The sequence below is a fragment of the Candidatus Koribacter versatilis Ellin345 genome, from assembly GCF_000014005.1.
In the GTDB taxonomy this organism is placed as follows: Bacteria; Acidobacteriota; Terriglobia; order Terriglobales; family Acidobacteriaceae; genus Korobacter; species Korobacter versatilis_A.
Genome location: NC_008009.1, coordinates 2,545,756 through 2,571,576 on the forward strand (window position 1 = coordinate 2,545,756; position 25,821 = coordinate 2,571,576).

Annotated in this window: 22 protein-coding genes and 1 tRNA gene; 7 read left to right on the forward strand and 16 right to left on the reverse strand. The window is 58.3% G+C overall.

Annotation, left to right across the window (positions count from 1 at the left end):
* The first annotated feature begins 203 nt into the window (after window positions 1-203).
* From ACID345_RS10960 to ACID345_RS10970, 3 genes are all read left to right on the forward strand, one after another.
* The gene (locus ACID345_RS10960; protein WP_011522931.1) at window positions 204-833 is read left to right on the forward strand and encodes an acyloxyacyl hydrolase; all 630 of its coding nucleotides are present in this window, start codon (window positions 204-206) and stop codon (window positions 831-833) included.
* 28 nt (window positions 834-861) lie between these two features.
* On the forward strand, window positions 862-2,334 hold the full coding sequence (gene ftcD, locus ACID345_RS10965; RefSeq protein ID WP_011522932.1) for a glutamate formimidoyltransferase: 1,473 nt from the start codon (window positions 862-864) through the stop codon (window positions 2,332-2,334).
* Between the two features lie 127 nt (window positions 2,335-2,461).
* Window positions 2,462-3,394, forward strand: a complete 933-nt coding sequence (locus tag ACID345_RS10970) for a hypothetical protein (RefSeq protein ID WP_011522933.1) — start codon at window positions 2,462-2,464, stop codon at window positions 3,392-3,394.
* 41 nt (window positions 3,395-3,435) lie between these two features.
* Here ACID345_RS10970 and ACID345_RS10975 read toward each other — a convergent pair whose 3' ends face one another.
* From ACID345_RS10975 to rimO, 13 genes are all read right to left on the reverse strand, one after another.
* The gene (locus tag ACID345_RS10975) at window positions 3,436-3,756 is read right to left on the reverse strand and encodes a hypothetical protein (protein ID WP_011522934.1); all 321 of its coding nucleotides are present in this window, start codon (window positions 3,754-3,756) and stop codon (window positions 3,436-3,438) included.
* Entirely contained in the window at window positions 3,753-4,064 is a 312-nt protein-coding gene (locus tag ACID345_RS10980) for a hypothetical protein (protein ID WP_041855628.1), read from the reverse strand. Before ACID345_RS10980 ends, ACID345_RS10975 begins: the two co-directional genes overlap by 4 nt.
* Window positions 4,057-5,496 carry a radical SAM protein gene (locus ACID345_RS10985; RefSeq protein WP_011522936.1) on the reverse strand — a complete coding sequence of 480 codons (1,440 nt, stop codon included), beginning with the start codon at window positions 5,494-5,496 and terminating at the stop codon, window positions 4,057-4,059. The genes ACID345_RS10980 and ACID345_RS10985 overlap by 8 nt, the downstream gene beginning before the upstream one ends.
* A 1-nt stretch (window position 5,497) precedes the next feature.
* Entirely contained in the window at window positions 5,498-6,268 is a 771-nt protein-coding gene (locus ACID345_RS10990; protein WP_011522937.1) for a prolipoprotein diacylglyceryl transferase, read from the reverse strand.
* A gap of 92 nt (window positions 6,269-6,360) precedes the next feature.
* Complete coding sequence (locus ACID345_RS10995; protein ID WP_011522938.1) at window positions 6,361-9,735, reverse strand: TonB-dependent receptor; 3,375 nt, start codon at window positions 9,733-9,735, stop codon at window positions 6,361-6,363.
* Window positions 9,736-10,049: 314 nt separating this feature from the next.
* The gene (locus ACID345_RS11000; protein WP_011522939.1) at window positions 10,050-11,063 is read right to left on the reverse strand and encodes an NAD(P)H-dependent glycerol-3-phosphate dehydrogenase; all 1,014 of its coding nucleotides are present in this window, start codon (window positions 11,061-11,063) and stop codon (window positions 10,050-10,052) included.
* On the reverse strand, window positions 11,060-11,707 hold the full coding sequence (gene plsY, locus ACID345_RS11005) for a glycerol-3-phosphate 1-O-acyltransferase PlsY (protein ID WP_011522940.1): 648 nt from the start codon (window positions 11,705-11,707) through the stop codon (window positions 11,060-11,062). Before plsY ends, ACID345_RS11000 begins: the two co-directional genes overlap by 4 nt.
* Window positions 11,708-11,727: 20 nt before the next feature.
* Window positions 11,728-12,300, reverse strand: a complete 573-nt coding sequence (thpR, locus tag ACID345_RS11010) for an RNA 2',3'-cyclic phosphodiesterase (protein WP_011522941.1) — start codon at window positions 12,298-12,300, stop codon at window positions 11,728-11,730.
* A gap of 389 nt (window positions 12,301-12,689) precedes the next feature.
* Window positions 12,690-13,934 carry a competence/damage-inducible protein A gene (locus tag ACID345_RS11015; RefSeq protein ID WP_011522942.1) on the reverse strand — a complete coding sequence of 415 codons (1,245 nt, stop codon included), beginning with the start codon at window positions 13,932-13,934 and terminating at the stop codon, window positions 12,690-12,692.
* 197 nt (window positions 13,935-14,131) lie between these two features.
* Window positions 14,132-15,172, reverse strand: coding sequence for an IPT/TIG domain-containing protein (locus tag ACID345_RS11020; protein WP_011522943.1), 1,041 nt, complete (start codon window positions 15,170-15,172; stop codon window positions 14,132-14,134).
* 94 nt (window positions 15,173-15,266) lie between these two features.
* Window positions 15,267-15,794 (reverse strand): phosphatidylglycerophosphatase A family protein, encoded by a 528-nt coding sequence (locus ACID345_RS11025; protein WP_011522944.1) that lies wholly within the window; start codon window positions 15,792-15,794, stop codon window positions 15,267-15,269.
* The gene (locus ACID345_RS11030; RefSeq protein ID WP_011522945.1) at window positions 15,769-16,011 is read right to left on the reverse strand and encodes a DNA gyrase inhibitor YacG; all 243 of its coding nucleotides are present in this window, start codon (window positions 16,009-16,011) and stop codon (window positions 15,769-15,771) included. The genes ACID345_RS11025 and ACID345_RS11030 overlap by 26 nt, the downstream gene beginning before the upstream one ends.
* Window positions 16,012-16,013: 2 nt before the next feature.
* Complete coding sequence (gene rimO, locus ACID345_RS11035) at window positions 16,014-17,528, reverse strand: 30S ribosomal protein S12 methylthiotransferase RimO (protein ID WP_011522946.1); 1,515 nt, start codon at window positions 17,526-17,528, stop codon at window positions 16,014-16,016.
* Between the two features lie 78 nt (window positions 17,529-17,606).
* On the opposite strand from rimO, the gene ACID345_RS11040 reads away from it, so the two are divergent.
* The gene (locus ACID345_RS11040) at window positions 17,607-18,287 is read left to right on the forward strand and encodes a hypothetical protein (protein ID WP_011522947.1); all 681 of its coding nucleotides are present in this window, start codon (window positions 17,607-17,609) and stop codon (window positions 18,285-18,287) included.
* On the opposite strand, the gene ACID345_RS11045 is transcribed toward ACID345_RS11040, so the two are convergent.
* Window positions 18,284-20,518, reverse strand: coding sequence for a transglutaminase TgpA family protein (locus ACID345_RS11045; RefSeq protein ID WP_011522948.1), 2,235 nt, complete (start codon window positions 20,516-20,518; stop codon window positions 18,284-18,286). The two genes, ACID345_RS11040 and ACID345_RS11045, sit on opposite strands and share 4 nt — an antisense overlap.
* Before the next feature lie 140 nt (window positions 20,519-20,658).
* Between ACID345_RS11045 and ACID345_RS11050 the strand changes: the two genes are divergently transcribed.
* Window positions 20,659-21,519 carry a Rossmann-like and DUF2520 domain-containing protein gene (locus ACID345_RS11050; protein ID WP_011522949.1) on the forward strand — a complete coding sequence of 287 codons (861 nt, stop codon included), beginning with the start codon at window positions 20,659-20,661 and terminating at the stop codon, window positions 21,517-21,519.
* Window positions 21,520-21,562: 43 nt separating this feature from the next.
* Here ACID345_RS11050 and ribA read toward each other — a convergent pair whose 3' ends face one another.
* The gene (gene ribA, locus ACID345_RS11055; RefSeq protein WP_011522950.1) at window positions 21,563-22,237 is read right to left on the reverse strand and encodes a GTP cyclohydrolase II; all 675 of its coding nucleotides are present in this window, start codon (window positions 22,235-22,237) and stop codon (window positions 21,563-21,565) included.
* Between the two features lie 162 nt (window positions 22,238-22,399).
* On the opposite strand from ribA, the gene ACID345_RS11060 reads away from it, so the two are divergent.
* Together ACID345_RS11060 and ACID345_RS11065 are read left to right on the forward strand one after the other, a co-directional pair.
* A tRNA-Ala gene (locus tag ACID345_RS11060) sits at window positions 22,400-22,475 on the forward strand.
* A gap of 228 nt (window positions 22,476-22,703) precedes the next feature.
* Window positions 22,704-25,247, forward strand: a complete 2,544-nt coding sequence (locus ACID345_RS11065; RefSeq protein WP_011522951.1) for a hypothetical protein — start codon at window positions 22,704-22,706, stop codon at window positions 25,245-25,247.
* A gap of 55 nt (window positions 25,248-25,302) precedes the next feature.
* Here the strand turns inward: ACID345_RS11065 and ACID345_RS11070 are convergent, their stop codons facing one another.
* Window positions 25,303-25,821 carry a DUF4112 domain-containing protein gene (locus ACID345_RS11070; protein ID WP_011522952.1) on the reverse strand — a complete coding sequence of 173 codons (519 nt, stop codon included), beginning with the start codon at window positions 25,819-25,821 and terminating at the stop codon, window positions 25,303-25,305.

Below are 25,821 nucleotides of genomic sequence, written 5' to 3' on the forward strand. Positions count from 1 at the left end.
GATCCTTTGGTCGGTGCCGGATGAGCGTCCGGCGGGGAATGACTTATGGATAGTTAAAATCGCGATCTTCAACACTTGATGAATAACGATGGATTTGGCAAAAGAAGGCGAGTTCCCGAAAACCACAGGCGGAATTTCGCGAATCGCGGATGGGGCGGATCACTGGCATCTAAGAGCCAAACCTGCTAACTTCTTGAGTTCGCATGAAACCGCAATTACTTCTCGCCTTCCTTCTGCTGAGCGTGTGCGCCGCTGTGGCGCAGGATTCGATCGAGACCGTGCGTTCTCCCCACTGGAACTACGGCATCTGGGCCGATTATGGCAACGGCCTCGGCACGCGTTCGGACGTTCACATTGGCGGCGCCGGCTTTCGCGTGGGCCGTGTGCTCACCAACGAGCACGGCAGCAACTGGATGCGCGGCACCTTCGAATACGACATCGATCTCACCCCGGTCGAGATCTACCACTTCCCGAAATACACGGAGTACAGCGGTCCATACACGATCCTGTGGCCGTCGCGGAACTACTACACCGGCGGACTGAATCCTTTCGTCGCGAAGTGGAACTTCACCAAGGGACAGAAGTGGGTGCCTTACATCGCGGCGGAAGGCGGAGTCGTCTTTTCCGACGGCAATATGCCCCAGGGCGACACCGCGGAAACGAACTTCACCTCTGGCGCAGCTTTTGGTGCGCACCGCTTTGTGAGCGATCACGGGGCGTGGACGTTCCAGGGGAAGGTGTTTCATCTCTCGAACGCCAGCATCGGGAACCACAATCCTGGCGTGAATATCGCGATGCAATTCAAGATTGGTTACACCTGGTTTAAGAAGTAGCTTTTATTCCTCCGCAATACGAATTCATATGCCCTCTACTCTTGTTGAATGTGTTCCGAATTTCTCTGAAGGCCGCAATCAAGCCGTAGTTGATGAAATCATCGCCGCCATGAAAGTGGACGGCGTTTACCTGCTCGACCGCGAGATGGACGCCGACCACAACCGGTGCGTCATTACGCTGGTCGGCGACCGCACCAACATTGCTGAAGCTGCAATCCGTGGCGTCGGCAAAGCTGCCGAACTGATCGATCTCACCAAGCACACCGGAGCCCATCCGCGTATGGGCGCCAGCGACGTGATTCCGTTCATCCCGATCGAAGGCGTGACGCTGGAAGACTGCGTGGCCATCGCCAAGTATGTAGGCGAGGAGATATGGAAGCGCTACCAGATTCCGATCTATCTCTACGAATCGGCAGCACAGCGGCCTGAGCGCACCAATCTCGAAAACATCCGGCGCGGTCAGTTCGAGGGAATTCGCGATTCGATTGCCACCGACGACGCGCGCATCCCGGACTTCGGTGAACGACGGGTACATCCTACCGCTGGAGCAACTGTTGTCGGCGCACGCAAATTCCTCGTCGCTTACAACGTTTATCTCAACACGACCGACGTTGAGGTCGCGAAAAAAGTCGGGAAGGCAGTGCGTTTCTCGAACGGTGGACTGCGCTTCGTGAAGGGCATGGGCATCAGCGTTCGGGGCTTGGCGCAGGTCTCGATGAACCTTACCGACACCGACCAGACGCCGATCGCCCGCGTGTACGAATATGTGAAGCGCGAGGCTGCCCGCTACGGCGTGATGCCGCTATCGAGCGAAATCGTCGGATTGATTCCGAAGAAGTCGCTGGAAGATGCGGCCGAGTGGTTCCTGCAGATCGAGAATTTCGACTCATCGCTAATCCTCGAGAACCGTCTCGCAGCGGTGATGGGCGGCAAGATGTCCGTCGGTGGACTGCGCGCAGGCTTCGAACCGTTTGTCGAACAACTCGCAGCGCCTGTGGCGGCACCCGGTGGCGGAAGCGCGTCGGCAGCAGCGGGCGCGATGGCTGCGGGCCTAGGATCCATGGTCGCCGGAATGTCGCGGGGCAAGAAAGCCTATCTGCAATACGAAGCGCCGTTGAGTGAAGCGATCGGAAAACTCGCAAGCTTGCGGGAAGAATTCAAAGCCGCGGCCGACGCCGACACGGCAGCCTACGAAGAAGTCGTGAAGGCGTTCCGCAAACTTAAAACTGATCCTACGGCGCAGACCGAGGTCGTAACGGCGCTAAAGCAGGCGACGAATGTTCCGCTGGGCGTGGCCCAAAATGCGCACCTGACAATCTCGATCCTGGAGTCGCTGCGACCGATCACGAATCCCAAGATGGCGTCGGACCTGACCACTGGCCTCGCGTTGGCGCGGGCAGCGCGTGAAGGCGCGCTGGCAAACGTCGAAATCAACCTCGCCGACATGCAAGACGCGGAATTCGCCGGCTGGGTGCGCGAGAAGGTGGCGGCACTGAAATAGGGGGCGCCTAGGGCATGCAACTTATTGTGAATAAGTGCGTTTCTTCGCGCGGGAACGGGACATTCACTTTTATACTGGGTGTGCACACATTCCAGAGCGTCTGTCGTCTAACTTTGCAGGTATATCCATGAAAAAAGCTCTTCTCGCGGTTGGGACTCTTCTCGCCGGCAGCATGGCGTTCGGCTCGCCCCTGAACTCAAACGCGCGGTCAGTGATTCCCGCGTCCTCCCAGCAAATTATCAGCGTTGACTATCGCGCCATGCACAACTCGCCCACGGCGATGGAACTGAAGGCGCGTGTGCTTCCCGAAGCGTTGAAGGAAGTGGAAAGCTCGCTGCGGCAAATGGGCATCGATCCTGACAAGGACGTGGACCAGCTCACCTTCGTGTCCTTCCGCACCCAGAAGAACGGACTGCGGAGCATCGGCATTGCGCAGGGCCAGCTCAACCAGAAGCAGGTTCTTGCCGGATATAGGAAGCGCAAGGTCAACGGCACAAAGTATCTCAACAGCATTCTGTACCCAGTGTCGACCGGCATCCAGATGACCTTCCTGGATGAGAACACGATCCTGTTTGGCGAGCCGCAGTCAGTAAAGGACGGCCTCTCGGCACAGAACGGCGACACGCCGGGTATCGCGACCAACGCGGACGTGACCGATCAGATCTCAAGTGCGGAGAGTGAACCGGTGTGGAGCGTGCTCGATGCACAGGGCACCCAGACCATGCTGCGCAACGCGCTCGGCGACGCCTCCAAGCTCGCCGACTACGACACCATCAAGAAGCGGCTCGGCGGATCCCACTACACGCTGGACTTCACCCGCGGCGTGGATTTCCAGCTGATCGTGAGCACCAGCGACGGAATGACCTCCGGCACGCTCTCGGCGCTGATCAAGGCCGGCATGATGTATCGCAAGATGGGCGCGAGCCCGATCGAAAAGGGCGCCATCGACAACATGACCGTGGATTCCGATAGCAGCAGCCTGCGGATCCACTACAAGAGCGATGACCACCAGTTCCAGGCGCTTCTGCACTCGGACCTATTCGCTTCCGTCTCGCGGTAAATTGTTTGCAGTTCGAGGGCGCTCCTACGGGAGCGCCCTTTCTAATGGAAACTCAGGTTTGTCAGGATCGCGCCCCAGCACGCGACGGACAAAACCACGTTCAACGCGATGGAAAGTAAGACGCCTTTGGCCTCGCCGTGCTGACCTTTGCCGCGGTAGGAGAAGAAAAGCGGGAGCGTCCACGCCAGTTGAATGAGCGCATAAGGGACGACGATGATCAGCCCGAAGCCGACCGCAATGCCTGCGAGCCCAACTAGCGCGATGCCCGCCGAGATGGCGCAGGAAACGAGAAAGCCGCGTAGGACTCCGGAGGATTGGGAAGGGGTTGGAATGGGAGTAGGAATCGGCGGTTGAGTGCTCATTTGATTTTTTCGAGAGATGTCGAGAAGGCCAAACCCCAGCACGGCATGAAGACGAGCGCTGCCACTGCCGCACCTACGATCCAACCGTGCATGGCTCTCCTGTAGCCGTTCTTTTTAGCACGATAAATCAAGGGACCGATATACAAGAATTGCGAGATCGGTAATGCTGCCCACAGAATCATCTCAATACGCTCAACCGAACCGAACAAAACTCCGACCGCAATGATGTAGCCGAGGCCTGCGAGGAACGCGAAGAAAACTGGCCATCCGAAGCTGGAAGAATCGACCTGTGCAACCGTCTCAAACACCCTCGGCTCCGATCTCAACGAACCTGCTCTCTTCCAACCGCCGCAAAGGCGCGAGTCGCGTCTGTTCCAACGAGTCGCGATAGAACATGTTGTAAGTGTCGAAGGGAATCAGCCGCCCGTCTGGATGCACGATGTGCACGCAGCTCTTCTTTACCGAGCGGACGTCGAATGCATGCGCGTCAATGAACTGCATGATCAGAACGCGGAAGACATTCTGATAGCCGAGACCTGAGGGAGCATTGATGTGCGGCAGGCAGCAGAGCAGGTCGCGCAGCGTGTTCGCGCCGGATTGCGGCGAGTGGTTCGTGGAGAACAGGCGGAAGATATGGTCCTTCACCTGGTCTTCCTGTTCATACAAGATGGTGTTTCGTCCGCCATTGATGAGCACTTGCGGGTCGATCATGCCGGTGAGGGGCGTCACCCGTCCATCGAGTTTCAGCGCATAGGCCATCGCCAGGCTATCGGGATGGCAGGGAACTGGAATTACATCCTCGGGCCGGAACACTTTCGTCTGTTCCAAAATTTTGCGCCGGACTTCCGTGAGCGTCAGACGATCGCGCGCGGGATCGAATCCTTCCGTGCGCCCCGCATCCTGCACTGGTTGAAAGGTCACACCGCGGATACACGGCTGTTCGAGCGCCCAATCAATGGTCTTGCCAATCTCATGATCGTTCAAGCCCTTCTGTAAGGTGACAACCAAGGTCGTCGAAATGCCGAGCGCATTCAATCGTTCGACAGCCTTCTGGCGAATAGAGCGCAAATCCGCGCCCCGAAGTATCATTAGCGGCTCGCGCTCGAAGCTGTCGAACTGCAGATACAGTTCGAAGTCCGGCATGTACGTAGCGAGTCGCTCGGCAAAGGCCTCATCCTGCGCGATGCGAATACCGTTGGTATTCACCATCAGGTGTCGAATGGGGCGCGCCTTCGCGAGGTCGAGCACTTCAAAGAACTGCGGGTGAATGGTCGGCTCACCGCCGGATATCTGCACGACGTCAGGATGTAGTTCGTTTCGAACCACGGCATCGAGCATCTTCTCAATCTGCGCCAGTGAACGGTAGCTCTGCCGCGACGGCCCGCTCTCTGCATAACAGATGGGGCAGCTCAGGTTGCAGTGGTCGCATATCTCGATGAGCGACAGGCAGGAGTGCTGTTCGTGATCGGAGCAAAGCCCGCAATCATACGGGCATCCCCACTTCACAGGAGTGTTGTAAACCGCCGGCATCTCTGGAGGCTTGATGAAGACTTCGCGGCAACGGCGGTAATAATCAACGTCGTCCGCGATCAGTACTTTCTCATTGCCGTGCACCGGGCAACGCTTCAGCAGATAGACACTGTCGTCGAGAAAGACGATCTTCGCATCAATCTTGCGATAGCAGCGAGCGCAGATCGAAACGGCGACGTCGTAGAAAATGTAAGGACGCGTCTTCGGCAATTCAATCTCCTGTGGCGACGGCAAGCTTGGGATCGCGGCGCCGCAGCCAGCGCCAGATATCGGGAAGGTAGAACAATATCACCCCGACGCAAGCCCACTGAATCGCGGTAATGCCGAGCACAAGCGGCTCGCGGTCTTTTAGAAACTCGGTCGCAAATCGCCACCCCATGTACGTGCACATAAACATCTTGAAGACATCGCCATTTGCGTGCGGTCGGTTGAGCACACGCCACAGCAACGCAGAGAGCGCAAGCAGGAAGACAATCTCATAGAGCGGCAGCGGATGCCGCCGGGCGCCATCGCCGAAGTCCATCGCCCACGGCAGGGAAGACGCCGCACCGAACGTATGGTCGCCCGGACCGGTGAGAAAGCATCCGACGCGTCCAATCGCTATGCCAATACAAAGCGGCAGGACGAATAGATCCCCAGTGCGCTCGCGTTCGCCGAGCTTCTTCTTGCAGAACTCCACAGCGATCCAACCGCCAATTAGTCCGCCGACGATCGTCTTTCCGTTCAGCAACACAAACGGTTCGCGCCAGTGCGTAATGAGGTAGCTGGGCTCTTCGAGTACCGAAAGCAACTTGCTACCGGCCGCAGCGCCGAGAGCGGCAGCCGTGATCACCCACCAGCGGATGTCCTCGTGTACCACATCGCCGCGCGTGCGCCGCAGATGAAGATAGATACGAAATCCAACGAAGTAAGCCAGCGCTTCAAAGATCAGGTGTGCGGGTAGATGCAGCGGCCCGAGCGGCAGGTAGAAGGGGAAGTGCATGCGGTCACACGATTGTGCCGATGACGTCGGCGCGGCGCAAGAAAAAATGGGCGCCGGTTTGGCCGGCGCCCAAAAGAGTCAGTTGTGGGAGTTTAGAAGGTCAACTTCAGGGCAAGCTGTAGCTGCCGAGGATCGCGTGCGGACAGTATCTGTCCGAAGAGCGAGCTCGTCGCACTGACGTTGGGAGCGTTGAAGTTCGTGTGGTTGAGCACGTTGAAAGCTTCCGCACGGAACTGCAAGTTCAAGCGTTCGGTGAACTTGATGTTCTTGAACAGCGAAGCATCCCAACGGAAGTAGCCCGGCCCCACGATGACGCCGCGCGGCTCGTTACCCACACGGACGTCGCCGGCTGGCACGAGCGCAAACGCTGAGGTATTGAACCACTTGTCGAGATGGTTCGGTGCGCCCTGCTGAGGGTTGCCAATGAGGTCGGGGCGCCCGCCCTCGAAGGTGTTCGGATCACGCAAGCCGAGGCCGCCGGGATCGCGCGATGCGCTCGCGGTGTAGTGCGCCCCGCTATACGCATAGAACAATCCGGAGACTTCCCAACCGCCGAGCACGTGTCCCGCAACCCCCTGCTGGTGCTTGAAGAACGGCAGGTCGTACACATAGTTGGCGGTGAACATGTTGCGACGGTCGTAGTCGAGGTTGCCGTATTCCGCGCCAATATCCATGGAATACTGCGGCGCACGGTAGTCGCTCGAAGCTGTGCCCAGAGCGTGCGACCAGGTGTAGTTCAGCACGATCATCGAATTCTCGGTGAAGTGCTTGGTGAACGACGTCTGCAGGCCGTTGTAGCTCGACGTAAATACCGGCGAGAACAAGTCGATTGACGCATAGCCCTGGTACGGACGGATCTGATTGAGCTTCTGCGTGTCACCGGAACTGACCGGCCCCGGAATGCCGAGGGCTTGGAAGCCGCCGAGTGGCGCTTGGTTTACGTCTACAACGCCAATAAGATGGCGTCCCGCGTTGCCGTAGTAGCCAATGTCGAAGATGGTGGACGGCGTGAACTGGTGCTGCACGTCCAGGCTCCACATCATCGTGTACGGCTGCTTCCAGTTAGGAGCGATGCCGCCAATGTCGGGAGGTGACAGGTTTGGCGCCGCCTGTACTGAACCCGGATTGTCGAAATTGGTGTTCGAAATTGAGGTCGAAGTAACGAACGGCGGATTTCCCGGCTGGAACTGTTCCATGCTGTTCACGGCAGGTGAATCGAAGAACAGTCCGAATCCGCCGCGGATAGAAGTCGTGCCGGTATGCGTCGGGTCCCATGCAAACCCTAAGCGCGGCGCGAAGTTGAGTTTCGGCGTGCGGTTCACGGCATCGCCATACGGAGAATCCTTGCCGCCGATCAGGATGCCATTGGTATACGGCGCAGATGGCACGGCCGCGTAAAGACCGTTGCTGTCGATCGCGGGCGTGTTGGTGGAATCGAACTTCGACGGATCGAAGGTCGTAAGCAGGCCGTTGCCGTAGGTGGGCGCCTGGAAGAGCGAGTAGCGCACGCCGTAGCTGAGTGTGAAGTACGGTGTGAGACGCCACTCATCCTGACCAAAGAATTCCCACTGGTGCTGATGTACCAGCGCGCGGAAGTCAATGTTTGTCTGGTTGAACGACGACACGTTGCCGTTGAGGAAGTTCGCCCACTCCTGATCGGTGCTGCCGGTGTCGGAGCAGGGATACGGGCTGGTGACGGTAGCACTGCTATCCACGCAATCCGCGAACGTGTAGGAGCCCGATTGCAGCCCGTAGCCATTCACGTTCTCGTCCTTGGTGTAGTAGTTGAAGGTCCCGCCGAATTTCAGCGAGTGCTTTCCAATCACCTTCGTCAACGTAGCGAACGCGTTGTGGTTGTAGTTGTAGTCGTTGTATGGACCGAATCCGGCGAGCCCCTGCGTGGAATTGAAGAATCCGATGCCCGGAAGCAGCGGACCGAGTCCGAAGGGAAGCGTCGGATTCACATCCGGCGAATTCGCTGAGGCCATGGTTCCCGCCGGCGAACTGATGACCGCGCCATACGAGTACGCATAGCCCATGTCCGCCAGCGTCGTGGGCGAGAACGCAATCGTCGCGTGAATCGAGGCGTTGCGTCCGGGAGCATTCGTGTTGGTCACAGCAACGCCAGGAACGGCGAGACCGGTAAACAGACCGCCAGGCTCCTGCGTTGGGATCTGGTCGTCGAGGTAGCGTCCGAAGATGCTGAACTTGGACGAGAAATTGTGGTCAACGCGAACGTTCTCTTCGCGATAGTTGAACTGGTTGCGTCCTACCCAGGTGAGCGTTCCGTCAGCATTGTTGGGCGCTGGGAACTTTGAATAGATGTCGTTGATGTATGCCTGCGCCGTGGGACTAATCGTGGAGACATGATTGCCCAACGCTGCGCACGTCCCATCGGGATTCAAAGCGACGCAAATCGTGCTTCCGAAATCGCCTCCGAGGTTTGCCGACGTGGGCAGCACGCCGCTGGTGAACGTGTTGTAGGTGATGATCTTTCGCCACTCTTGCGAATAGAAGAAGAACGTCTTGTTCTTTTCCGTGTTGTAGTGGCCGGGAATGTAGATCGGTCCGCCGATGGTGAAGCCAAAGTCGTTCCAACGCATCGCGGGGCGTTCAACGTCGGCACGATTATTGAAGAAGTTGTTGGCGTTCAGCACATCGTTTCGGAAGAACTCGTACGCGCTGCCGTGGAAGGCGCTGGTGCCGGAACGCGTGATGACGTTGACCTGTCCGCCTGAGCTGCGTCCTTGTTCCGGCATGTAGTTCGAGCGCAGGACGTTGAACTCCTGGATCGAATCCACGCTCGGATAGGCGAGCAGCGTCAGGTTGGCGCCGCGGTCCACGTTGTCGGAACCGTCGATCTGCCAGTTGTTCTGCGTTGGACGGGTGCCATTAATCGAAAAGTTGATCTGGTTTGAGGTGCCGACCGGATTGCTTACGCCGACGAACAGCTGATCGGAAGCGAGGTTCGTCGAAACGCCGGGAAGGGCTGCAACCAACTGCTCGTAATTACGCGTGACGAGTGTGAGCTGCCGCACCTGGTTGCCGGTGATCACGCCTTGGGCAGTCGCGTTGTCGAGATTCACCTGGCTGGGATTCTCGTTGACCGTTACGGTCTGGCCGCTAGAGCCGACCTGGAGCGTTTCATCCACCGTAAGGCGATCATGCACGTTCAAGACCACATTGTTGGTCTCAGCTGCCTTGAAGCCTTCCTTCTTGACCGAGACCTTGTAATGACCGACGGGTAGGTAAGCGGCAACGTAATTGCCGTTGGTATCGGTCGTGACGGTACGAATTGTCGTGTTGCGATCAGTGTTGGTTACCTCAACGGTGGCTCCGGCGACGAGTGCGCCCGAAGCATCTTTCACAATTCCGCGGATGTCGCCCGTAATCTCCTGGGCGAACAGACTTCCCGCACACAAGCAACCAAGTAACAACGCGCCCAGGCGAAGCCGCCAATGGCTCATCGTCGAACCTCCCGAATTGACTATCTAATTTGTCGCTGCAGAAAAAACGTTAGTGAAACAAATGAGACATCCTGGGGCTTTTACCGTGCGGATAATTCTGACCCTCGGACTGGAACGAGCAATTCCAGTGACTAGCGGGACATCTTATCTCTGGTCGCCAAGGATGCGACTATATCGAATTGCGATTAGTAGATAACGGTGTAGCTGCTGGTGTCAAGGCAGGGTGGGACGAAACGCAACGTTTGTTTCACGACACAAACGATTACAAATTTGAAGGGAAAATATTCCCATGCGGCACATGAATTGCTCGCGATTTACAGCCAAACTTCCGTGGTGGAAGGCCGCGACATCAGCTCGCGAATCGCGTCACTGGGAGATTTACCTTGGTGAAGGATGGCGTGCATCTGCTGCGTGATCGGCATCTCGACCCCATGCTTGTTCGCCAGGCCAATGGCGGCATTTGTCGTTAGTACTCCTTCGGCCACCATGCCGCGCATGCCTGCAATGATGTCGGCAAGTTTGCGGCCTTTACCGAGTTCGACACCGACCGTGCGATTACGCGAGAGCCCGCCGGTACAGGTGAGAACGAGGTCACCAAGCCCCGCCAGACCGGCCATAGTTTCGATGTGCCCGCCACAGGCAAGCGAGAGGCGCGTGATCTCCGCGAGTCCGCGCGTGACCAGCGCTGCAACACTGTTATGCCCAAGTTCGAGACCGTCGCAAATGCCCGCCGCTATGGCGATGACGTTCTTCAGCGCGCCGCCCAGTTCCACGCCAACCACGTCGCGATTGGTGTAGACACGGAAGCGCGGATCGCTAAACTCGTGCTGAACCGTGCGCGCCAGATCCTCGTCGGAAGACGCGGCGGTGATCGCGGTCGGATCTCCCTTCGCAACTTCTTTCGCGAAGGTCGGACCGCTCACCGCAACCAAGCGAGGAGAAAACCTCGGAGTCACGACTTCCTCGATCACTTCCGTCATGCGGAGATAGGTCTGGTCTTCGACGCCTTTCGTAGCGCTCACGAAAACCATGTCGTCGCTGAGGTGCGGGAGCATCTGCGTGAAAAGCCGACGGACGTGGTGTGAAGGCATCACGCTCAGGACGATCTCTGCGCCGTTTAGTGCGTCCGTAAGCGAATCCGTAACAGTAACCGTCGCTGGGATGGATGCCTCGGGAAGAAAAAGGTCATTCGTGCGTCGCGCCAGAATGGAAGCGACGACTTCCTGCTCGTAAGCCCAGAGTCGCACGGCGTGACCGCCACGACGGCCGAGCACAATCGCCAGCGCTGTGCCCCACGCTCCCGCGCCAATCACCGCAATGCGGCTCACGCTTTGCCCTCCGTCGGTTTGCTCGCTGGGAAGCGGTTCTCCGTGCCGGCAATCAGACGCTGAATGTTGGAACGGTGACGCCAGATGATCAGCAGGGAAGAAGCGCCCATGATGGCGTAGGTCGCCGCCGGATATTGATTGCGATACAGGAAATAGACGACGAATGGAAACGCGGCGGCCGCAAGGATCGATCCCAGCGAAATGTAATGCGTCAGCAGAACGACCAAGGCAAACAGACCAAGCACAATTCCGATCGGAGTAGGCGCGAGCGCGAGAAAAACGCCAAGTGCGGTTGCAACGCCCTTGCCACCTTTGAACTTTAGCCATACCGGGTAGAGATGGCCGAGGATGGCGCAGAGCCCCGCAAAGGCCGGAATCAACCGAACATCAACGTTCGCTGGGTTGGAGACGCGCGCGATAAAAATCGTCGCAGCGAACACTGCAACCCAACCCTTAACTGCGTCGAGCAGCAACGTAAGAACTGCGAGGCCCTTGGCGCCCGTGCGCGCAACGTTGGTCGCGCCAATATTGCCACTACCCGTCTGGCGAACGTCGGCTTTCAAGAAAAGCTTTACCAGGATGAAGCCGAAGGGTATCGAGCCGCACAGATACGCGAGGAGGGCGATAGGGACGAAGGTCTTCATGCTATTGGCTCACCCGGCGCTCAGGTGAGAGGGAAGCGCGCGAGCTTGTTGTACTGCGCCCCGCGCGGCGACAGCTTGCTCTCATAGAGAAAGAACTCACTTGCCGTCATTGTACCGAACTCAGGCGGCGGATTTTTCTCGGCCAGATACACCAGCGCGCGGAATCCGGCGACAGGCTGTTCGTCACCGCGCGGCCTGGGTGATCCAGACCCGTTGCGCGCCAATGTAAGATGCGGATGAAACGGGCGATCCTCGCGAGGGAACCCGGCTTGCGCAAGTGCATCCTCGAGCGCAGTTGCCAGGTTTGGCAAGCCTTCGTCGGCATGGATGCCTGCCCAAAACACTCGCGGCGCTTTCGCATTGGGGAAGAAACCGACGTCGCAAAACGCAACCTCGAATCGCGGCGATCGTACGGTAGCCACCGCGCTTTTCGCGCGCTCTACGTCCTGCACTTCACCCAGGAATTTCAGCGTGACGTGGTAGCTCTCCGGCGCCATGAACCGCACGCCCGGCACCCGTCGGAGGGAGTCGACGTAGTCCGTGAGCGAGCGTCGGATCTCGGAAGGAATATCGAGCGCAAAGAACAATCGCATCGCAAAGGATTTTAGTCGACGCTGGGTGTCCCACTTTTGCGGTACAGTTCCACTTTCGTCCGAATTCTTGTCAAGTCACAAAATTTGTAAAAATCGAGCTAAACGCATGACTCTCCTCAAGATATAAAGTTCGGAAAAGTGTCCGGTTTACCCCCTCCGATTTGATATTCTAAGAATAGAGAGAAAGAAAAAAGGCGACTCCCACCCGGGTCGCCTTTCTCTTTTGCGGCTGAACTCGTCACCCGCCGCTTTCTCTTTTGTTTTGAATATTTTGAGATTTAAGTCCCTTGAAGTCAAAGATTTAGCAGAAGAATCCCGCTAACCTGCTGATTCTTGGAGATCGGGGATATGGGAAGGGAGGCGGCTTTGCGTCGCAAGCTTCGCTCCGGTCAGATCAGTTTTTTGCGCACCATGTCGAGCGCCACTTGGCTCGACCACCAGCGGATGCGTTCTCGATCGCCGGGGAAACGTCGTTCTACGACATCGGTTCCGAGCTCGTCGGCGACGGCGATGTACACGAGGCCAACTGGCTTGTCTTCGGTGCCACCGGTCGGTCCGGCGATACCAGTGATCCCGACGCCGATGGTCGAGTTGGTGATCTCGCGGAAGTTTTCGGCGAGCGCAACGGCAACTTGCCGGCTCACCGCGCCGTGCTCTTCGATCATCAGCGGGGGCACGTCGGCGAGCAGGGTTTTCATCTGGTTGGAATAGACCACCACGCCGCCGATAAAATAGCGCGAGCTGCCGCTGACGTTCGTCAGCCGTTCCGCGAGCAATCCGCCGGTGCAGCTCTCGGCAACGGAGATCGTTCCGCTGCGCATTTGCAGGTAGTAGCCGACGATCTGTTCGAGCGATTCGCCGTTGGTAGAGAACACAGCGTCATCGAGTTCGTCTTCGAGTTCGGCCGCGAGTTGATCGACCGCGGCCTGCGCCTGTTCCATCGTGGCGGCGCGGCTCTTCAGGTGCAAGCTGACCTCACCGGGTTTGGCGAGGATCGTGGTGTCGACGTTTTTGTACTTGGTGTAAATCGGGGCGACGCGGGCGTCAACGGTCGATTCCCCAAGGCTGGAAATCCGCAGCTCGCGCGTGGCGATGTAGGCGCGAGGTAGACGGTCGCGCAGCGTATGGTGGCACTTCTCATTCCACATCGCCTTGAGTTCGTGTGGAGGCCCGGGCAGCAGGAAGATGTATCGCGGCTGGCCGTCTTGTTCGCCTTCGATGAACTGTCCCGGCGCCGAACCGTTGTCGTTCTGGATTATTTCGGCTCCGGCAATCACGTCGGCCTGGCGCATGTTGTTGTCGGGCATGGTCACGCGGCGCGATGCGAAGCGCTTGTAGAGTTCGGCAACGAGATCGGGATTGCGCTTGAGGCGAAGACCGAGCGCATCGGCGACGGCTTCACGGGTGAGGTCGTCTTCGGTTGGGCCAAGGCCGCCCATGAAGAGGACGATGTGCGAGCGGGCGATCGCGGTACGTGCCACGCTCGCCAGGTTCGCGCGACTGTCGCCGACAATGTTTTTGAACGCGACCTCGACCCCCATCTCGTTCAAGCGTTGGGTGAGGTAAAGCGAGTTGGTGTCCTGACGAAAGGGGGTTAGGAGCTCAGACCCAATAGCGACGATCTCGGCGATCACTTGTCCAGTTTACGAGGAAAGGCAAAATCTTTAAACACGAAGGACACGAAGGGCGCCCGAAGGAATATTTATTTCTGGGGTGTTGGAAAGGACACACATCGCCGGAAGTACATAGAAGGCCGTAAAGCAGTCCGCACTCAAAAGACTTAAAAAGCCTTCGTGAGACCTTCGTTTCCTTCGTGTTGAAAGCTTTTGATTTAGAGAAGCGGCCGACCCTGGATATCCCACCAGAGATGATGGACGGCGTCGGTAGTCGCGAGTACTACAGCGCGGCCTGGAGTGAAGCAGAGGCCGACGAGATTGTTGCCGGAAACGACCAGTTCGGCGCGACGCTGCGGCGTGATTCGCACGATGCCGCGTTTGCCATTGAGTGACGCGGCGACGTACAGGTTGCCGTCAATATCGAAGGCGAGGCCTTGCGGGCGTCCTAGGCCGCGGTAGTAGAGCGTGACCTCTCCCTCCGGAGAGATCTCGTAAACGGCGTCGAAACTGGATGTGGTTGGGCCGGTAACGTAGAGATTTCCGGCTGGCCCGAATGCAAGGTGATAAGCGGAAACACTCGGTTCCAAGGTGGCAAAGACGTAAATCTGACGGTCGCGGCCAATCTTGAACACCGTTCCGCTACGGTCCCCGACGAAGAGGTTTTCTTCGGTGTCGAAGGCGATCCCGGTCGCGACGCCCATCCCCTCGGCGTAGGTGGTCATGGTGCCATTCGCCGCAACGCGATAGACGGCGCCGTCGAATCGCGACGAGACAAAGAGATGTCCGGTGCGGTCGAAGGCCATGCCGGTCGGGTTCATCATTTCGTTGAGGAACGGTCGGACGGTGTAGTTGGTATCAACCTTGTAGATCGCTACCGGGACTTTTTGTCCGCGCGATCCGGAGAACGTGACGTAAAGATCGCCTTCGCGATCGACAGCCGGGCTGGTGACGGGGTGCAGGTTCTCGGCGATCGGCATGGCCACGCGGACCATGCGCTCGTTGCTCGCGCGCCCATTTACGTGGACGGAGACGTTGCTTGAGGGCACATCGTTGGGAACCCGGGCGAGTACAAAGTTTTCGGAGCCAATGATGACTGGCGCTGCGGTGTCGCCGAATTGCACGTGCGGGCGGCGAAGATCGTGGGGCGCGAGCGCGTGACCAACAAGCTTGACCTCTCCGCCGGGCATGGCAAATGCCGGTTCGACGGAATCGATGTGGGGCGCGCCGTTTCGATGAATGAGGCCGGGGTTACTCATCGCTTCGCAGCATCAAGGGTACCAAAAAGCAGGAGATCGCGGAGGCCGCAGCGGCGTGGAAAAAGGGAATTGGAACGAAAGGAAATTCGCAGGATCAAGTCAGCCAATGCCAGCCGTGGGTGCGGCCGAAATAAAGCAGCCCCTGGAGGACGATCCAACCGTAAACGCCGGCACCGAGATCGTCGACGACAATGCCGGTGCCCTCCGGAAGTTTCTCCAATTTTCGGATGGGCCACGGTTTCCAAATATCGAAAGCGCGAAACAGGAGAAAGCCAATGAACATCGGCCAGAAGCGGACCGGTGCGGCGATGAGCGTAACCAGTTGGCCGGCGACTTCGTCGATCACGACGTGCGACGGATCCTTGCGTCCACAGCCGCGGGCTTCGAGCGTTGCCGCCGGAATCCCGACGACGACAGAAAGGACGGTGAGCGCAAGAATCGCGTAGAGCTGGTAGGGAACAGGAGTGAAGTGGGCGATGCCAGCCCAGAGCAAAACGGTTGCCGCCGCGCCCCAGGTGCCGGGGCCAGGCTTGCCGAGACCGGCGCCAAAGAAGATGGCGACCCAATGGGCCCAGGCCGGCGTAGGTGTGGTGGATTTAGTTAGGCTTCCCGGATCCGCCATTCGGCTCTTTCGTGCGTCGCTTGCTCATATCGTAGTCGCCTTGCAGGTCTTCGCCGGCGTTATTGATCGGCGTGGAGATGACGTATCCGTTGCTCGCCCATTTGCCGAGGTCGATCATCTTGCAGCGCTCGGAGCAGAAAGGGAAGTCGGGATCTTTGCGCAGCACGATCTTGCGGCAGGTCGGACAGCGCAGGCCGGCAGTTTTCTTCGTCGCCATAGTTAAAGTAAGCGGGCCACCAGGTCGTAGTCGTGGGCTTCGGTAATTTCGCAGCGGAACACTTGGCCGGGCTCAACGTTCTCGTGTTCTGCGAAATCGTTGATGTAAACCTTGCCGTCAATTTCCGGCGCATGCATCGCAGTGCGACCCTCCCAGAGGAGGTCGGTTTCTTCCGATGGGCCTTCGAGAATGACATCGAATTCGCGGCCGATCAGAGCCTTGCGTTTCTTTTTGCTGATCTGCTTTTGCAACGACATCAGCTTCTTACGGCGGCGTTCGATTTCGCGCGGCGGGACTTTTTCATCGAGTGCGAAGGCCTTTGCGCCTTCTTCGTCGGAGTAGCTGAAGACACCGAGCCAATCGATCTGCGCAGCCTTGACGAACTCGCAAAGCTGGTTGAAGTCTTCTTCCGTTTCGCCGGGGAAGCCAACGATGAACGACGTACGAAGCGTGAGATCGGGAATCACGCGCCGCATCTCTTCGATGGACTTGAGGAAGATGTCGCCGTGCGCGCCGCGCTTCATGCGCTTCAGGACGTTGGCGGCGGAATGTTGCAGCGGCACGTCCATGTACTTCGGGATCTTCGGATTGTCGGCGATCGTCTGCAGCAGGCGCTTGGTGATCTTGTTCGGGTAGGCGTAGAGGAAGCGCACCCACTGGAGTTCTTCGATCTGCGCGAGACGCTCGAGCAACTGCGCAAGGCCGTCTTTCAAGCCGAGATCTTCGCCATAGCAGGTGGTGTCCTGGCCGATGAGGGTGATTTCTTTGACGCCTTGCTTGGCGAGGCGTTCAGCTTCGGCAACGACCGATTCAAAGCGGCGTGAGCGGAACTTGCCGCGCAACTGCGGAATGATGCAGAACGAGCAGGGATGATCGCAGCCCTCGGCGACCTTGATGTACGCCATGTATTTCGGCGTAGCAAGCACGCGCGGCGTGTTCTCGTCGTAGAGATAGTTGGGGAGGTCGGCGACAGCGCCGTCCCAATCTGTTCGTGCGAAGCGTCCAGCCTCTTCGCGGGCTGCGCCTTCGGGACGATCGGCGATGCCGGACTTCAACTGCTGGCTGGCGCTCGTGGAATTCAGGATGACGAAAGGAGAGTTCGCTTCGGACTTGCGTGGCTCGATCCCGCTCGCGGCAAGGATGGCTTCGAGTTCGCCGGTCCCGACGACAGCATCCACTTCCGGAATGTTCTTCTGGATCTCGTTGCGATAGCGTTCGACCAGGCATCCAGCAACGATCAGCTTCTGCGCGCGTCCGGTCGCCTTGTGGCCTGCCATCTCGAGGATGGTGTCGACCGACTCCTGCTTCGCGGTGTCGATAAACGAGCAGGTATTCACGACGATGATGTCGGCATCTTCGGCGCGCGCGGTGATCTCGGCGCCATTGGTGGCCAGCAGGCCCATCATTACTTCGGAATCGACCAAATTTTTCGGGCAGCCCAGGGACACGAAACCGACCTTCTTCGGCTTGGTTTCCGGCTGTTCCAGGGTGCTCACAGAAGACTTCGTTTCAGGCATGGAATTGTTCTATTTTACCATTGTGACGCCCCATTTCGCCGTTGCTGAGAGGGTTGCTCTCAGATAGAAGTAGTTGGTATGAACCCCATCTTCACGGCCATTCGACAAGACCCTGTTGGGTATTTAGGAACTAAGACTCTGTCTGGATTCTGGCATTTTGTTCAGGGCTATTGGGCGCTTTGTTCCGAGGAGGGTACGCTATTCGATTTGCAATTCGACGGGCACGGATTCCACAAGTTCGTATGCGCGAAGTTTCACCTTCTGAGCCACGCTGCCAGCACAAGCTCCAGCCTCATCATTACGTCCTACAGTGCCAACGACTCGGAAGCCTTCGATCGGTACTTCGATCTACTGCAGGAATACTTGTCTGGAGCGCCTCCGCATTTGCCCGAACGAATCAACGGTAGAGTGATACGCACATTCATCGAACGCATGAAGGCCATTCGTGAGCGTCCGGCAATGTTTCTCGGATGGCGATCCTTCTACGCGTTGAAGTTCTACTTGAGAGGCTATGAGCGGGCAAGGGCCGACCTACCGGTCTCAACCGATGCCGAGCGCGAGTTGATGAGTGAATTTTGTCGTTGGGTTGAGCGCGAGAAGAATTACGGTGATCCGCGTCCCTGGTTCAAGATCATTGAGTGCTGGGGTTGGACCGATCCTGGATCGTTCAAACTGTTTTTCGCGTTTCTAGACGGCTACGTGAAGGAAATTGGCCGGCCAGATTTGTTTAAGGTCGAAATTGAACGTGGAGTAGATTAGCGTTCCCGCTGACGAACCTTCAGGCGTTGAAACAGCTCCGGCAAACGGCTCGCGCTGGTCGCAGAACCTCCGAATCGTGCCTGTTCATAAAGCAGTGTGAACTCTTCCATCGTCCGGCGCATGGTTTCGTGGTCGATGCTCTGCGCGTATTCCGCGGGCGTTTGCGAGGGTTGCTTGGCCCAACCGTAGCGTGCGAGGTGATGCGTAGCGCGGCCATACCAGATGGAAGCAGCGGCTTCGGGCGCGTCGCCGGGATGCGCGGCGATCCGGCGCATCTTGAGAAGATGCCAGGCGCGCGGCGCGATGACGATGAGCAGCATGAGGCAAATTACGGTCACGGCTAGTCGCGATTGGCGCTGCGGCGATTCTGAGAATGATTTCTGTACCTGGCGCGCGCGGCCGAGCATGCGGTCGTATTTCGCGGAGATCCAATCGCGCAGGCTCATGCCTTTTTGCAGGGACTCGGTGGTCACCGCGGCCGTGAGGGTGCGCTGGTGCTGGAAGTCGTAGTTGATGATCCACTCACGCCAGAACTCGTTCATGGCATCGGCGTAGAGGCGTAAGCGCCCGAATAGACCGGCCGGCTCCATTGGCGCCGCAGCGGTTGGATCGAATGTCACCCACCCTTGGTTTGGGAAATAGACTTCGACCCAGGCGTGAGCGTCGCGGGCACGAATGATGTAGCTGCCCGTGATGTCGTTGTACTCGCCGCCACGGAAGCCGGTAGCGACGCGCGTAGGAATGCCCACGGAACGCAGCATGACCGCCATGGCGCTGGCGAAGTATTCGCAGTGGCCCTGCTTGCGCTCGAAGAGGAAATTCGCAAGTGGATCGGCTGGAGGTACGAGAGGAAACTCGAGGGTGTAGCCGTAGCTGCTCTGGAGATAGGTCTCCATAGCATGCGCTTTGTCGTAGGGGTTCGATGCCTTCGCCGTTACTTTGCGCGCGAGATCGGGAATCCGCGGATCAAGTGGCGGCAGTTGCAAATAGCGCTGCGCGACGCGGGCGGGATAGTCGCTGCCCGCTTGCCGCAGCAGGGCGGGATCGGGAGGCGCGACGTTCGCGACTCCCCAGTAGTCGTTCGAGGGATGGCCGCCGTCGAGGTTGATGTAGGACTGTGCGCTATCGAACGCGATCTGACGGAAGCTGCCCTGGAGTTCAATCGTGCCCTTCACCAGGAACAGGACCGAACTCATCGTCGGCTCCATCGAGACGCGATAAGGCATGTTCTGGTTCTTGTGCGTGGCCGAGACGCGCTCGAGATACGGATCGGCAGCCAGCGTCTCGTTGGAGATGTCATAGCGGCCGAAGCGCGAATTGATGACGTTCATGTAGCGCGGTGTGTCGGCCCAGGAGCGGCCATCGAAGCGGGAGAGGACCGAGCCGCGAACTTTGCCGTCGAAGGCCGGATGGTCCCCGGTGATCTGCAGGTGCATGACGACTTGCGACGATTGCTGGATGCGGCCGATTTGTCCGAGCAGGATGTTGTCGCGGAAGCCGCTGACCGGATCGGAGCCACGCGTGTAAGAGCCGAGATAGCCGCCCGAGATGCGCGGAAGGGTGAAGAACAGGACCGTCGCGCCGAGGAGGATTGTGGTCGCCAACATCAGCGCGGTGCGCGACAGGGAAGTGTTGACCTTCGTCGCGTGCGGTCGCGAACGCGATGGGATCGCGTTCAACGATTGCACGGAGTCGGCTGCCAGCGCGGAGCGGCGCATTTCGAAGCTGACGAAGGTTGCGATCGCGACGAGCAGGAAGAGTGCGAAGCCACCGAGGAACGCAGTGTTCACCGTGAGGACCGAGGCGGCGAGAATCATGAGGAACGACAGCACACCGAGGTACAGCAGGTCGCGCTCGCGGTGAACCGAGAAGACCTTAACAACCATTCCGAATAGAACGAGGTGAACCGTGGCGGTGACGAAGTCGCGTGAGAGAAAGAAATAATCGGCGGCGTAGACGGCGACGTAGGCAATCGTGAGCGCAGTGGTCCAGCGTTCCGGAATAATGATTTGCTTGTTCTGCGCGAGATGGATTGCGCGGAGACCTAACGCGGCGAGCACGAAGACAACCGACAGCAAGTCCAGTTTTCCGGTGCCTGCCAAGGTTACGAAACCGGTGATCAAGAGCAGGAACAACGACACCTGGAAATAGTGCTCAATCGGTTCGGGAACGCGCGCTGCGGTTTCGTGCAGGGCGCGGTTCAGTCCGGATTGGGTCGCTGTGGATGCCATCGGTATTCCATTTTGCGGTGTTTGGCCCGCAAAAGGAAGAGACGTTCTAGCGACGCCAAGGTTGCAAAATCGAACAGGAGCTCAGAAAGCGCAAATCGTAACTTGGGCAAACTGTCCCGGCTCTGATATCCTCCGGCGTGATGGAACATGCACTCGATGTTTGCATCGTGGGTCCGGGACGCCTTGGGACGGCGCTCGCCACGCAATTGCAGCGCAACTATGATTGCGTCGACACGGTGGTGGCTCGGCACTCGAGCATCGCCAAGGCGATCGCGCTCGCCGAAAAGATTGACGCTGCCGCAAGCGAGTTCGATTCCGCTGATTTCGATCAGACCGTCACTTGGCTATGCATTCCCGATGCAGCCCTTGCGCCTTGCGCCAAGGCGCTCGCGCAAAAACGTGAATGGCGCGGCAAGATTGTTCTGCACTCCAGCGGCGCCCTGAGCAGCGATGAACTGCAGCCTTTGCGCGACAAAGGTGCGGCAGTCGCTTCCGTACATCCGATGATGACCTTCGCGCCGGAAGCCACGACGCAATTGGCTGGCGTTGTGTTTGCACTCGAAGGCGACCACAAGGCAGTGGAAGCCGCTCGTCGTCTGGTGACTTCGCTGCATGGCAACGAGTTTGTTATCGCGAAGGAAAACAAAGTTCTCTATCACGCGTTTGGGAGCTTCCTCGCGCCCCTGCTTCTAACCACGCTTGCGACGGCAGAAAAAGTCGGAGAGCAAGCAGGCGTTCCGCCCAAGTTGATACGTGAGGCGATGAAGCGCATCGTTGGCCAGACGGTGGACAATTTCTTCAAGCTCGGAGCCGAAGCCTCGTTTACTGGACCGTTCATTCGCGGTGATGTCAGCGTGGTGAAGAAGCACCTTAAGGCGCTTGATCCGACACAGCGTGAGGCCTATGTAGGCCTGGTAAAGGCTGCGTTGGCTTACTTGCCGGTCGGCAAGGCGGAGGAAATTCGTTCGCTGCTTGATGAAGCCTATTCCGCTGCAAAATAAAAAGCGCGGATTGCTCCGCGCTCATCGGTGACATTTAATTGTTTTATCCGAAGATGTGACCCATCTTGTCTTTCTTCGTCTGCAAATAGGCCTTTGAGGTCGGATACGCCTCGACTTCGGCTGAAACTCGTTCGACAACTTCAATGCCGGCGTCTTCGACCGCCTTCACTTTCTCGGGATTGTTCGAGAGCAAGCGCAGGCGAGTGATCCCGAGCGCCTTCATGATTTCAACTGGAAGCGTGTACTGACGGTAGTCGGCTTTGAGACCGAGTTGTTCGTTGGCTTCGACGGTGTCGAGTCCTTTGTCTTGCAGCTCGTAGGCTTGCAGCTTTGCCATCAGGCCGATGCCGCGGCCCTCCTGCTCTTCGTAGATGAGCACACCATTGCCGGCGTCGGAGATCATCTGCAGCGCCAGTTCAAGCTGTTGGCGGCAGTCGCAGCGTTGCGAGCCGAAGACGTCGCCCGTCAGACACTGGGAGTGGATCCGCACCAGCGGTGGCTGGGAGTGGATGTCGCCCATGACCAGCGCGACGGCGCTTTCCTTGCGCCGTTCAATCACGCCATCGCGCGCAAGATCGTTGGCGCTAGCGGAATCGGGCACTTCTTCGAAGGTGCCTTCGAACCCATAAATGCGAAACCGTCCCCAACGAGTAGGGAAGTCGGCTTCTGCCATTTTGATTACATGTGGATCGGTCACAATCAAATTATAAGCTGCCACTTGGGAATCCTCTGGTGATGCGCCTCACAACGCGCTAAGGAATGGATGTTTGGCGCGCGAAAAAGAAGCAAGCGCGGCGCGATGGGTGCGAAGTCTTGGCAGAAATTTCGCAAGCTTGTTACAATCATCGTACCGGTTCAGAAACGAATCGCGCCTCGGAGTGGGGCTATAGCTCAGTTGGGAGAGCGCTGCAATCGCACTGCAGAGGTCGTCAGTTCGAACCTGACTAGCTCCACCAAAAACTTCCACTTTTGAGTAATCGTCGGCGCGCTCATGCGCGTCTCGCGCAGGTCCCGCTTGCGCGACGCAGTAGCGATTTGTACGCGGTCACGTTTGTGCCTGAATTCCATTGACGCGAAAGCAGGAACTCTCGATAATCGTTTGACTTCCCCCTACGCCGGATAGTTTTTTGGCGGCCCTGCTCGGTGTCTGGAAAATCAAGCTCTTGATCAAGACGGAGAGAGTTATGCGTTTGTCGAGAATTCGCAGCTGCATCCTGTTGTTATGCCTATTTGGCCTGATTCCCGTGACGCGTGCGTTCGCGGCTGATGAAAATGCTCCCGCCACAGGGAAGAACTTCGTCGTTCAAGCGCGGCACGGGAAGAGTATTCCGATGCGCGAATTGCCGACGATCTACATCGTGGATCCAAAGGAGATGGTTGATCACGAACCTTTCCCATCTCCGTTTCCACTTCCGAATCCCACGGGGCGCGCGGACGCAGTAAGGCAGGTACTCCCTACATTTTCTGGTGCTACTCCGACCATAGGGGCAAATTTTGAGGGGTTAGGCACGGATCTCGGAGGCCTCGGTGGCGATCCTCCGGATTCTGATGGTGCAGTTGGCTCAACGCAATACGTTGAATTTATCAACACGCGCTGGGCCGTCTTCAACAAGGCGACAGGCGCCATGACCGCGGGCCCGTCGACACTGAGCGCATTATTCGCGAGTTCGAGCGACACTACCCTGAAAACTGGGAACTGTGCGAAGTACGACAACGGTGATCCGATCGTGCTGTGGGACAGGGCTGCACAGCGGTGGGTGGTTACGCAGTTCGCAGTTTCGGGGGCTCCGGTTTACGACGAATGCGTTGCGATCTCCCAGACCGCGGATGCGACGGGTGCCTACTACTTGTACGATTTCACGTACACCGCATTCAACGACTATCCAAAGATGGGCGTGTGGAGCGACAAGTACTTGATCACGTACAACCTGTTCGGCCCAACCGGGAGTTCCTTTACCGGCACGGAGGTTTGCGCTTTCGATCGCACCAACATGCTGCTGGGCAACGCGGCGAACCAGGCCTGTTTTACGTTCCCGTACCCAGCGGGGCCTTTTGTCTACAGTCTGCTTCCATCTGATGTTGATGGAAACACTGCTCCGCCAGCCAGTTCGCAAGGGTATTTTGCCGGACTGACGGGTCTCAGCGACCTCGTTTTGTACAGCATTACGGGCGTAGATTACGCGACCGGCGCACTTACATTGAATGCCGGGCAAACGATTCCTGTAACTGCGTTCACGCAGGCGTGCCAAAGCAACCCGGGCGGATACAGGATCTGTATTCCGCAGCCGAGTGGCAGCGGCGGTTTGACGCAATCTCTTGCCTCGCTGGGAGATCGCGCGATGTTCCGGCTGGCTTATCGGAATTTCGGAAGCTACGAAACGATGGTATTCAATCACTCGGTGGATCCCGGTGGCACGGGGTCCGGTCAGACCGGTGTTCGGTGGTATGAGCTGCATCAGCCCACGCCGAACGGCGTACCTTCTGGTAGTTTTTCCGTCTTTCAAAGCGGGACGCTGGCGCCCAGCGACACGCTATGGCGTTGGATGGGCAGCGCAGCCATGGATTCGTATCGCAATATAGCGGTGGCGTACAGCACATCGGGATCCTCCGCGGCGCAGTTCCCGTCAATGTCCGTGGTTACGCGCGCACCTGGTGATGCCCTGGGTACGCTGGGCAACGAAACCGGGCTCTTCTCCGGTTCGGCGTCGCAGCTCGATGTCACGAGTTGCGGCTCTGGGTGCCAACCGTGGCGTTGGGGGGATTACACCGCCCTTTCCATCGATCCCACCGATGACTGCACCATGTGGTACATCAATCAATACTTATCCAGCGCGGCTCTGTTCAATTGGAATACCCGCGTGGTCAGCTTCAAGATTGCGGGTTGCGGCGACACACCGGTTGCTGCTGCAATGACGAGCCCAAGCGCGGGTTCGACGTTGGGCGGAACGACACAGACCTTCACGTGGAACGCCGGTACCGGGGTGCAGGATTACGACATCTGGGTCGGAACAAATGCAGGCGGCAAAGACATCGCCAACATTGACACGTTCGGCGCACTTTCCACGGACGTGAGTGGTCTGCCGAGCAACGGCCAGGGCGTGTACGTTACGTTGTGGTCGAAGATCGGTGGAACGTGGTCGCAGTCTAACCGCTACGTCTATGCCGCCACTGGTTCGGCGACTCCGGGCGTGATGAGCAGCCCGACCGCGGGCAGCACGCTCTCCGACCCCACCACGTTTACCTGGACCGCCGGAACGGGCGTGACGCAATACTCGATCTACGTTGGCACTACGGCGGGCGCGCATGACATCGCGTTTGTCAATGCGGGCACCGGAACCAGCGCCAACAACGTCACCATTCCGCAGAACGGCGCGACGGTGTACGTCACGCTGTACTCGCTGATTGCGGGGAACTACCAGAAGCAGCAGGTGCAGTACGTGGCCGGTGGCGCCGCGAGCAAAGCGACAATCTCGTCGCCTGTTTCAGGCACGACCCTCCACGGCGGTACCGCCACGTTCAACTGGAGTGGTGGTTCGGGCGTGACCCAGTACACGGTGTACGTGGGCACCACGCACGGCGCGCACGACGTCGCGTTCGTGAACGCTGGACAGAACACGACCAGCGGTGCAGTTACGATCCCGACCAGCGGAACGATTTATGTGACGCTGTACTCGCTGATCAACGGATCGTACCAATACACCACGGCAAGCTATCCGTGCGCACCGTAGCGCATTGGTACTGACGAAAACGCCTGTGCTTAGCGCAGGCGTTTTCTTTTGCTAATTAGTGTCGTTCCCAGAGTGCGTGGAAGAGGAGGGTGACGATTACGATCGGCACAACAATCACGGTCGCGAGAGCGAAGACAATGCCGAGGAGGAACGCCCAGTCTTTCCACGTTTGCCGACGCGAAGCGGATGCAGAGGATCGCTGAAGCAATGTGAGGTTTTTGCGGTTCGATTTCCACGCTACATCGAACATGTCGCCCGCGACGGGAATGCTGCCAACGAGGGTATCAATCACGACGTTGGTCACCATGCGCACGAGGGTCACGCGCGGCAGGTTGCGCTGCCATCCCGCAAGAATGATGAGGAATGAGGCTGCACCGGTGATGAGATCGCCGACACCGGGGAGTAGCCCAATCAACGGATCGAGGCCGAAGCGAATCGGCGTGCCGGGAATTCGGAATAGATCGTCGAGCAGCGACGCGAGCAATGCGAGAGTCTCGTCACTCAGCATGTCGCGGTGCGGGCGCGGAGATTCGCCGGGCGGGATGATCTCGGGTTCCGGCATCTGCGAGCGCAT

Excerpts from the sequence above, each read along its gene's own strand:
- ACID345_RS11065 (WP_011522951.1), top strand. The coding sequence starts at position 22,704 with ATGCGTTTGTCGAGAATTCGCAGCTGCATCCTGTTGTTATGCCTATTT.
- ACID345_RS11030 (WP_011522945.1), bottom strand. The coding sequence starts at position 16,011 with ATGGCGACGAAGAAAACTGCCGGCCTGCGCTGTCCGACCTGCCGCAAG.
- ACID345_RS10970 (WP_011522933.1), top strand. The coding sequence starts at position 2,462 with ATGAAAAAAGCTCTTCTCGCGGTTGGGACTCTTCTCGCCGGCAGCATG.
- ftcD (WP_011522932.1), top strand. The coding sequence starts at position 862 with ATGCCCTCTACTCTTGTTGAATGTGTTCCGAATTTCTCTGAAGGCCGC.
- plsY (WP_011522940.1), bottom strand. The coding sequence starts at position 11,707 with ATGAAGACCTTCGTCCCTATCGCCCTCCTCGCGTATCTGTGCGGCTCG.
- ACID345_RS10975 (WP_011522934.1), bottom strand. The coding sequence starts at position 3,756 with ATGAGCACTCAACCGCCGATTCCTACTCCCATTCCAACCCCTTCCCAA.
- ACID345_RS10995 (WP_011522938.1), bottom strand. The coding sequence starts at position 9,735 with ATGAGCCATTGGCGGCTTCGCCTGGGCGCGTTGTTACTTGGTTGCTTG.
- ACID345_RS11050 (WP_011522949.1), top strand. The coding sequence starts at position 20,659 with ATGGAACATGCACTCGATGTTTGCATCGTGGGTCCGGGACGCCTTGGG.
- ACID345_RS10990 (WP_011522937.1), bottom strand. The coding sequence starts at position 6,268 with ATGCACTTCCCCTTCTACCTGCCGCTCGGGCCGCTGCATCTACCCGCA.
- ACID345_RS11040 (WP_011522947.1), top strand. The coding sequence starts at position 17,607 with ATGAACCCCATCTTCACGGCCATTCGACAAGACCCTGTTGGGTATTTA.
- ACID345_RS11025 (WP_011522944.1), bottom strand. The coding sequence starts at position 15,794 with ATGGCGGATCCGGGAAGCCTAACTAAATCCACCACACCTACGCCGGCC.
- ACID345_RS10960 (WP_011522931.1), top strand. The coding sequence starts at position 204 with ATGAAACCGCAATTACTTCTCGCCTTCCTTCTGCTGAGCGTGTGCGCC.
- ACID345_RS11070 (WP_011522952.1), bottom strand. The coding sequence starts at position 25,821 with ATGCGCTCGCAGATGCCGGAACCCGAGATCATCCCGCCCGGCGAATCT.
- ACID345_RS11045 (WP_011522948.1), bottom strand. The coding sequence starts at position 20,518 with ATGGCATCCACAGCGACCCAATCCGGACTGAACCGCGCCCTGCACGAA.
- ACID345_RS11020 (WP_011522943.1), bottom strand. The coding sequence starts at position 15,172 with ATGAGTAACCCCGGCCTCATTCATCGAAACGGCGCGCCCCACATCGAT.
- thpR (WP_011522941.1), bottom strand. The coding sequence starts at position 12,300 with ATGCGATTGTTCTTTGCGCTCGATATTCCTTCCGAGATCCGACGCTCG.
- rimO (WP_011522946.1), bottom strand. The coding sequence starts at position 17,528 with ATGCCTGAAACGAAGTCTTCTGTGAGCACCCTGGAACAGCCGGAAACC.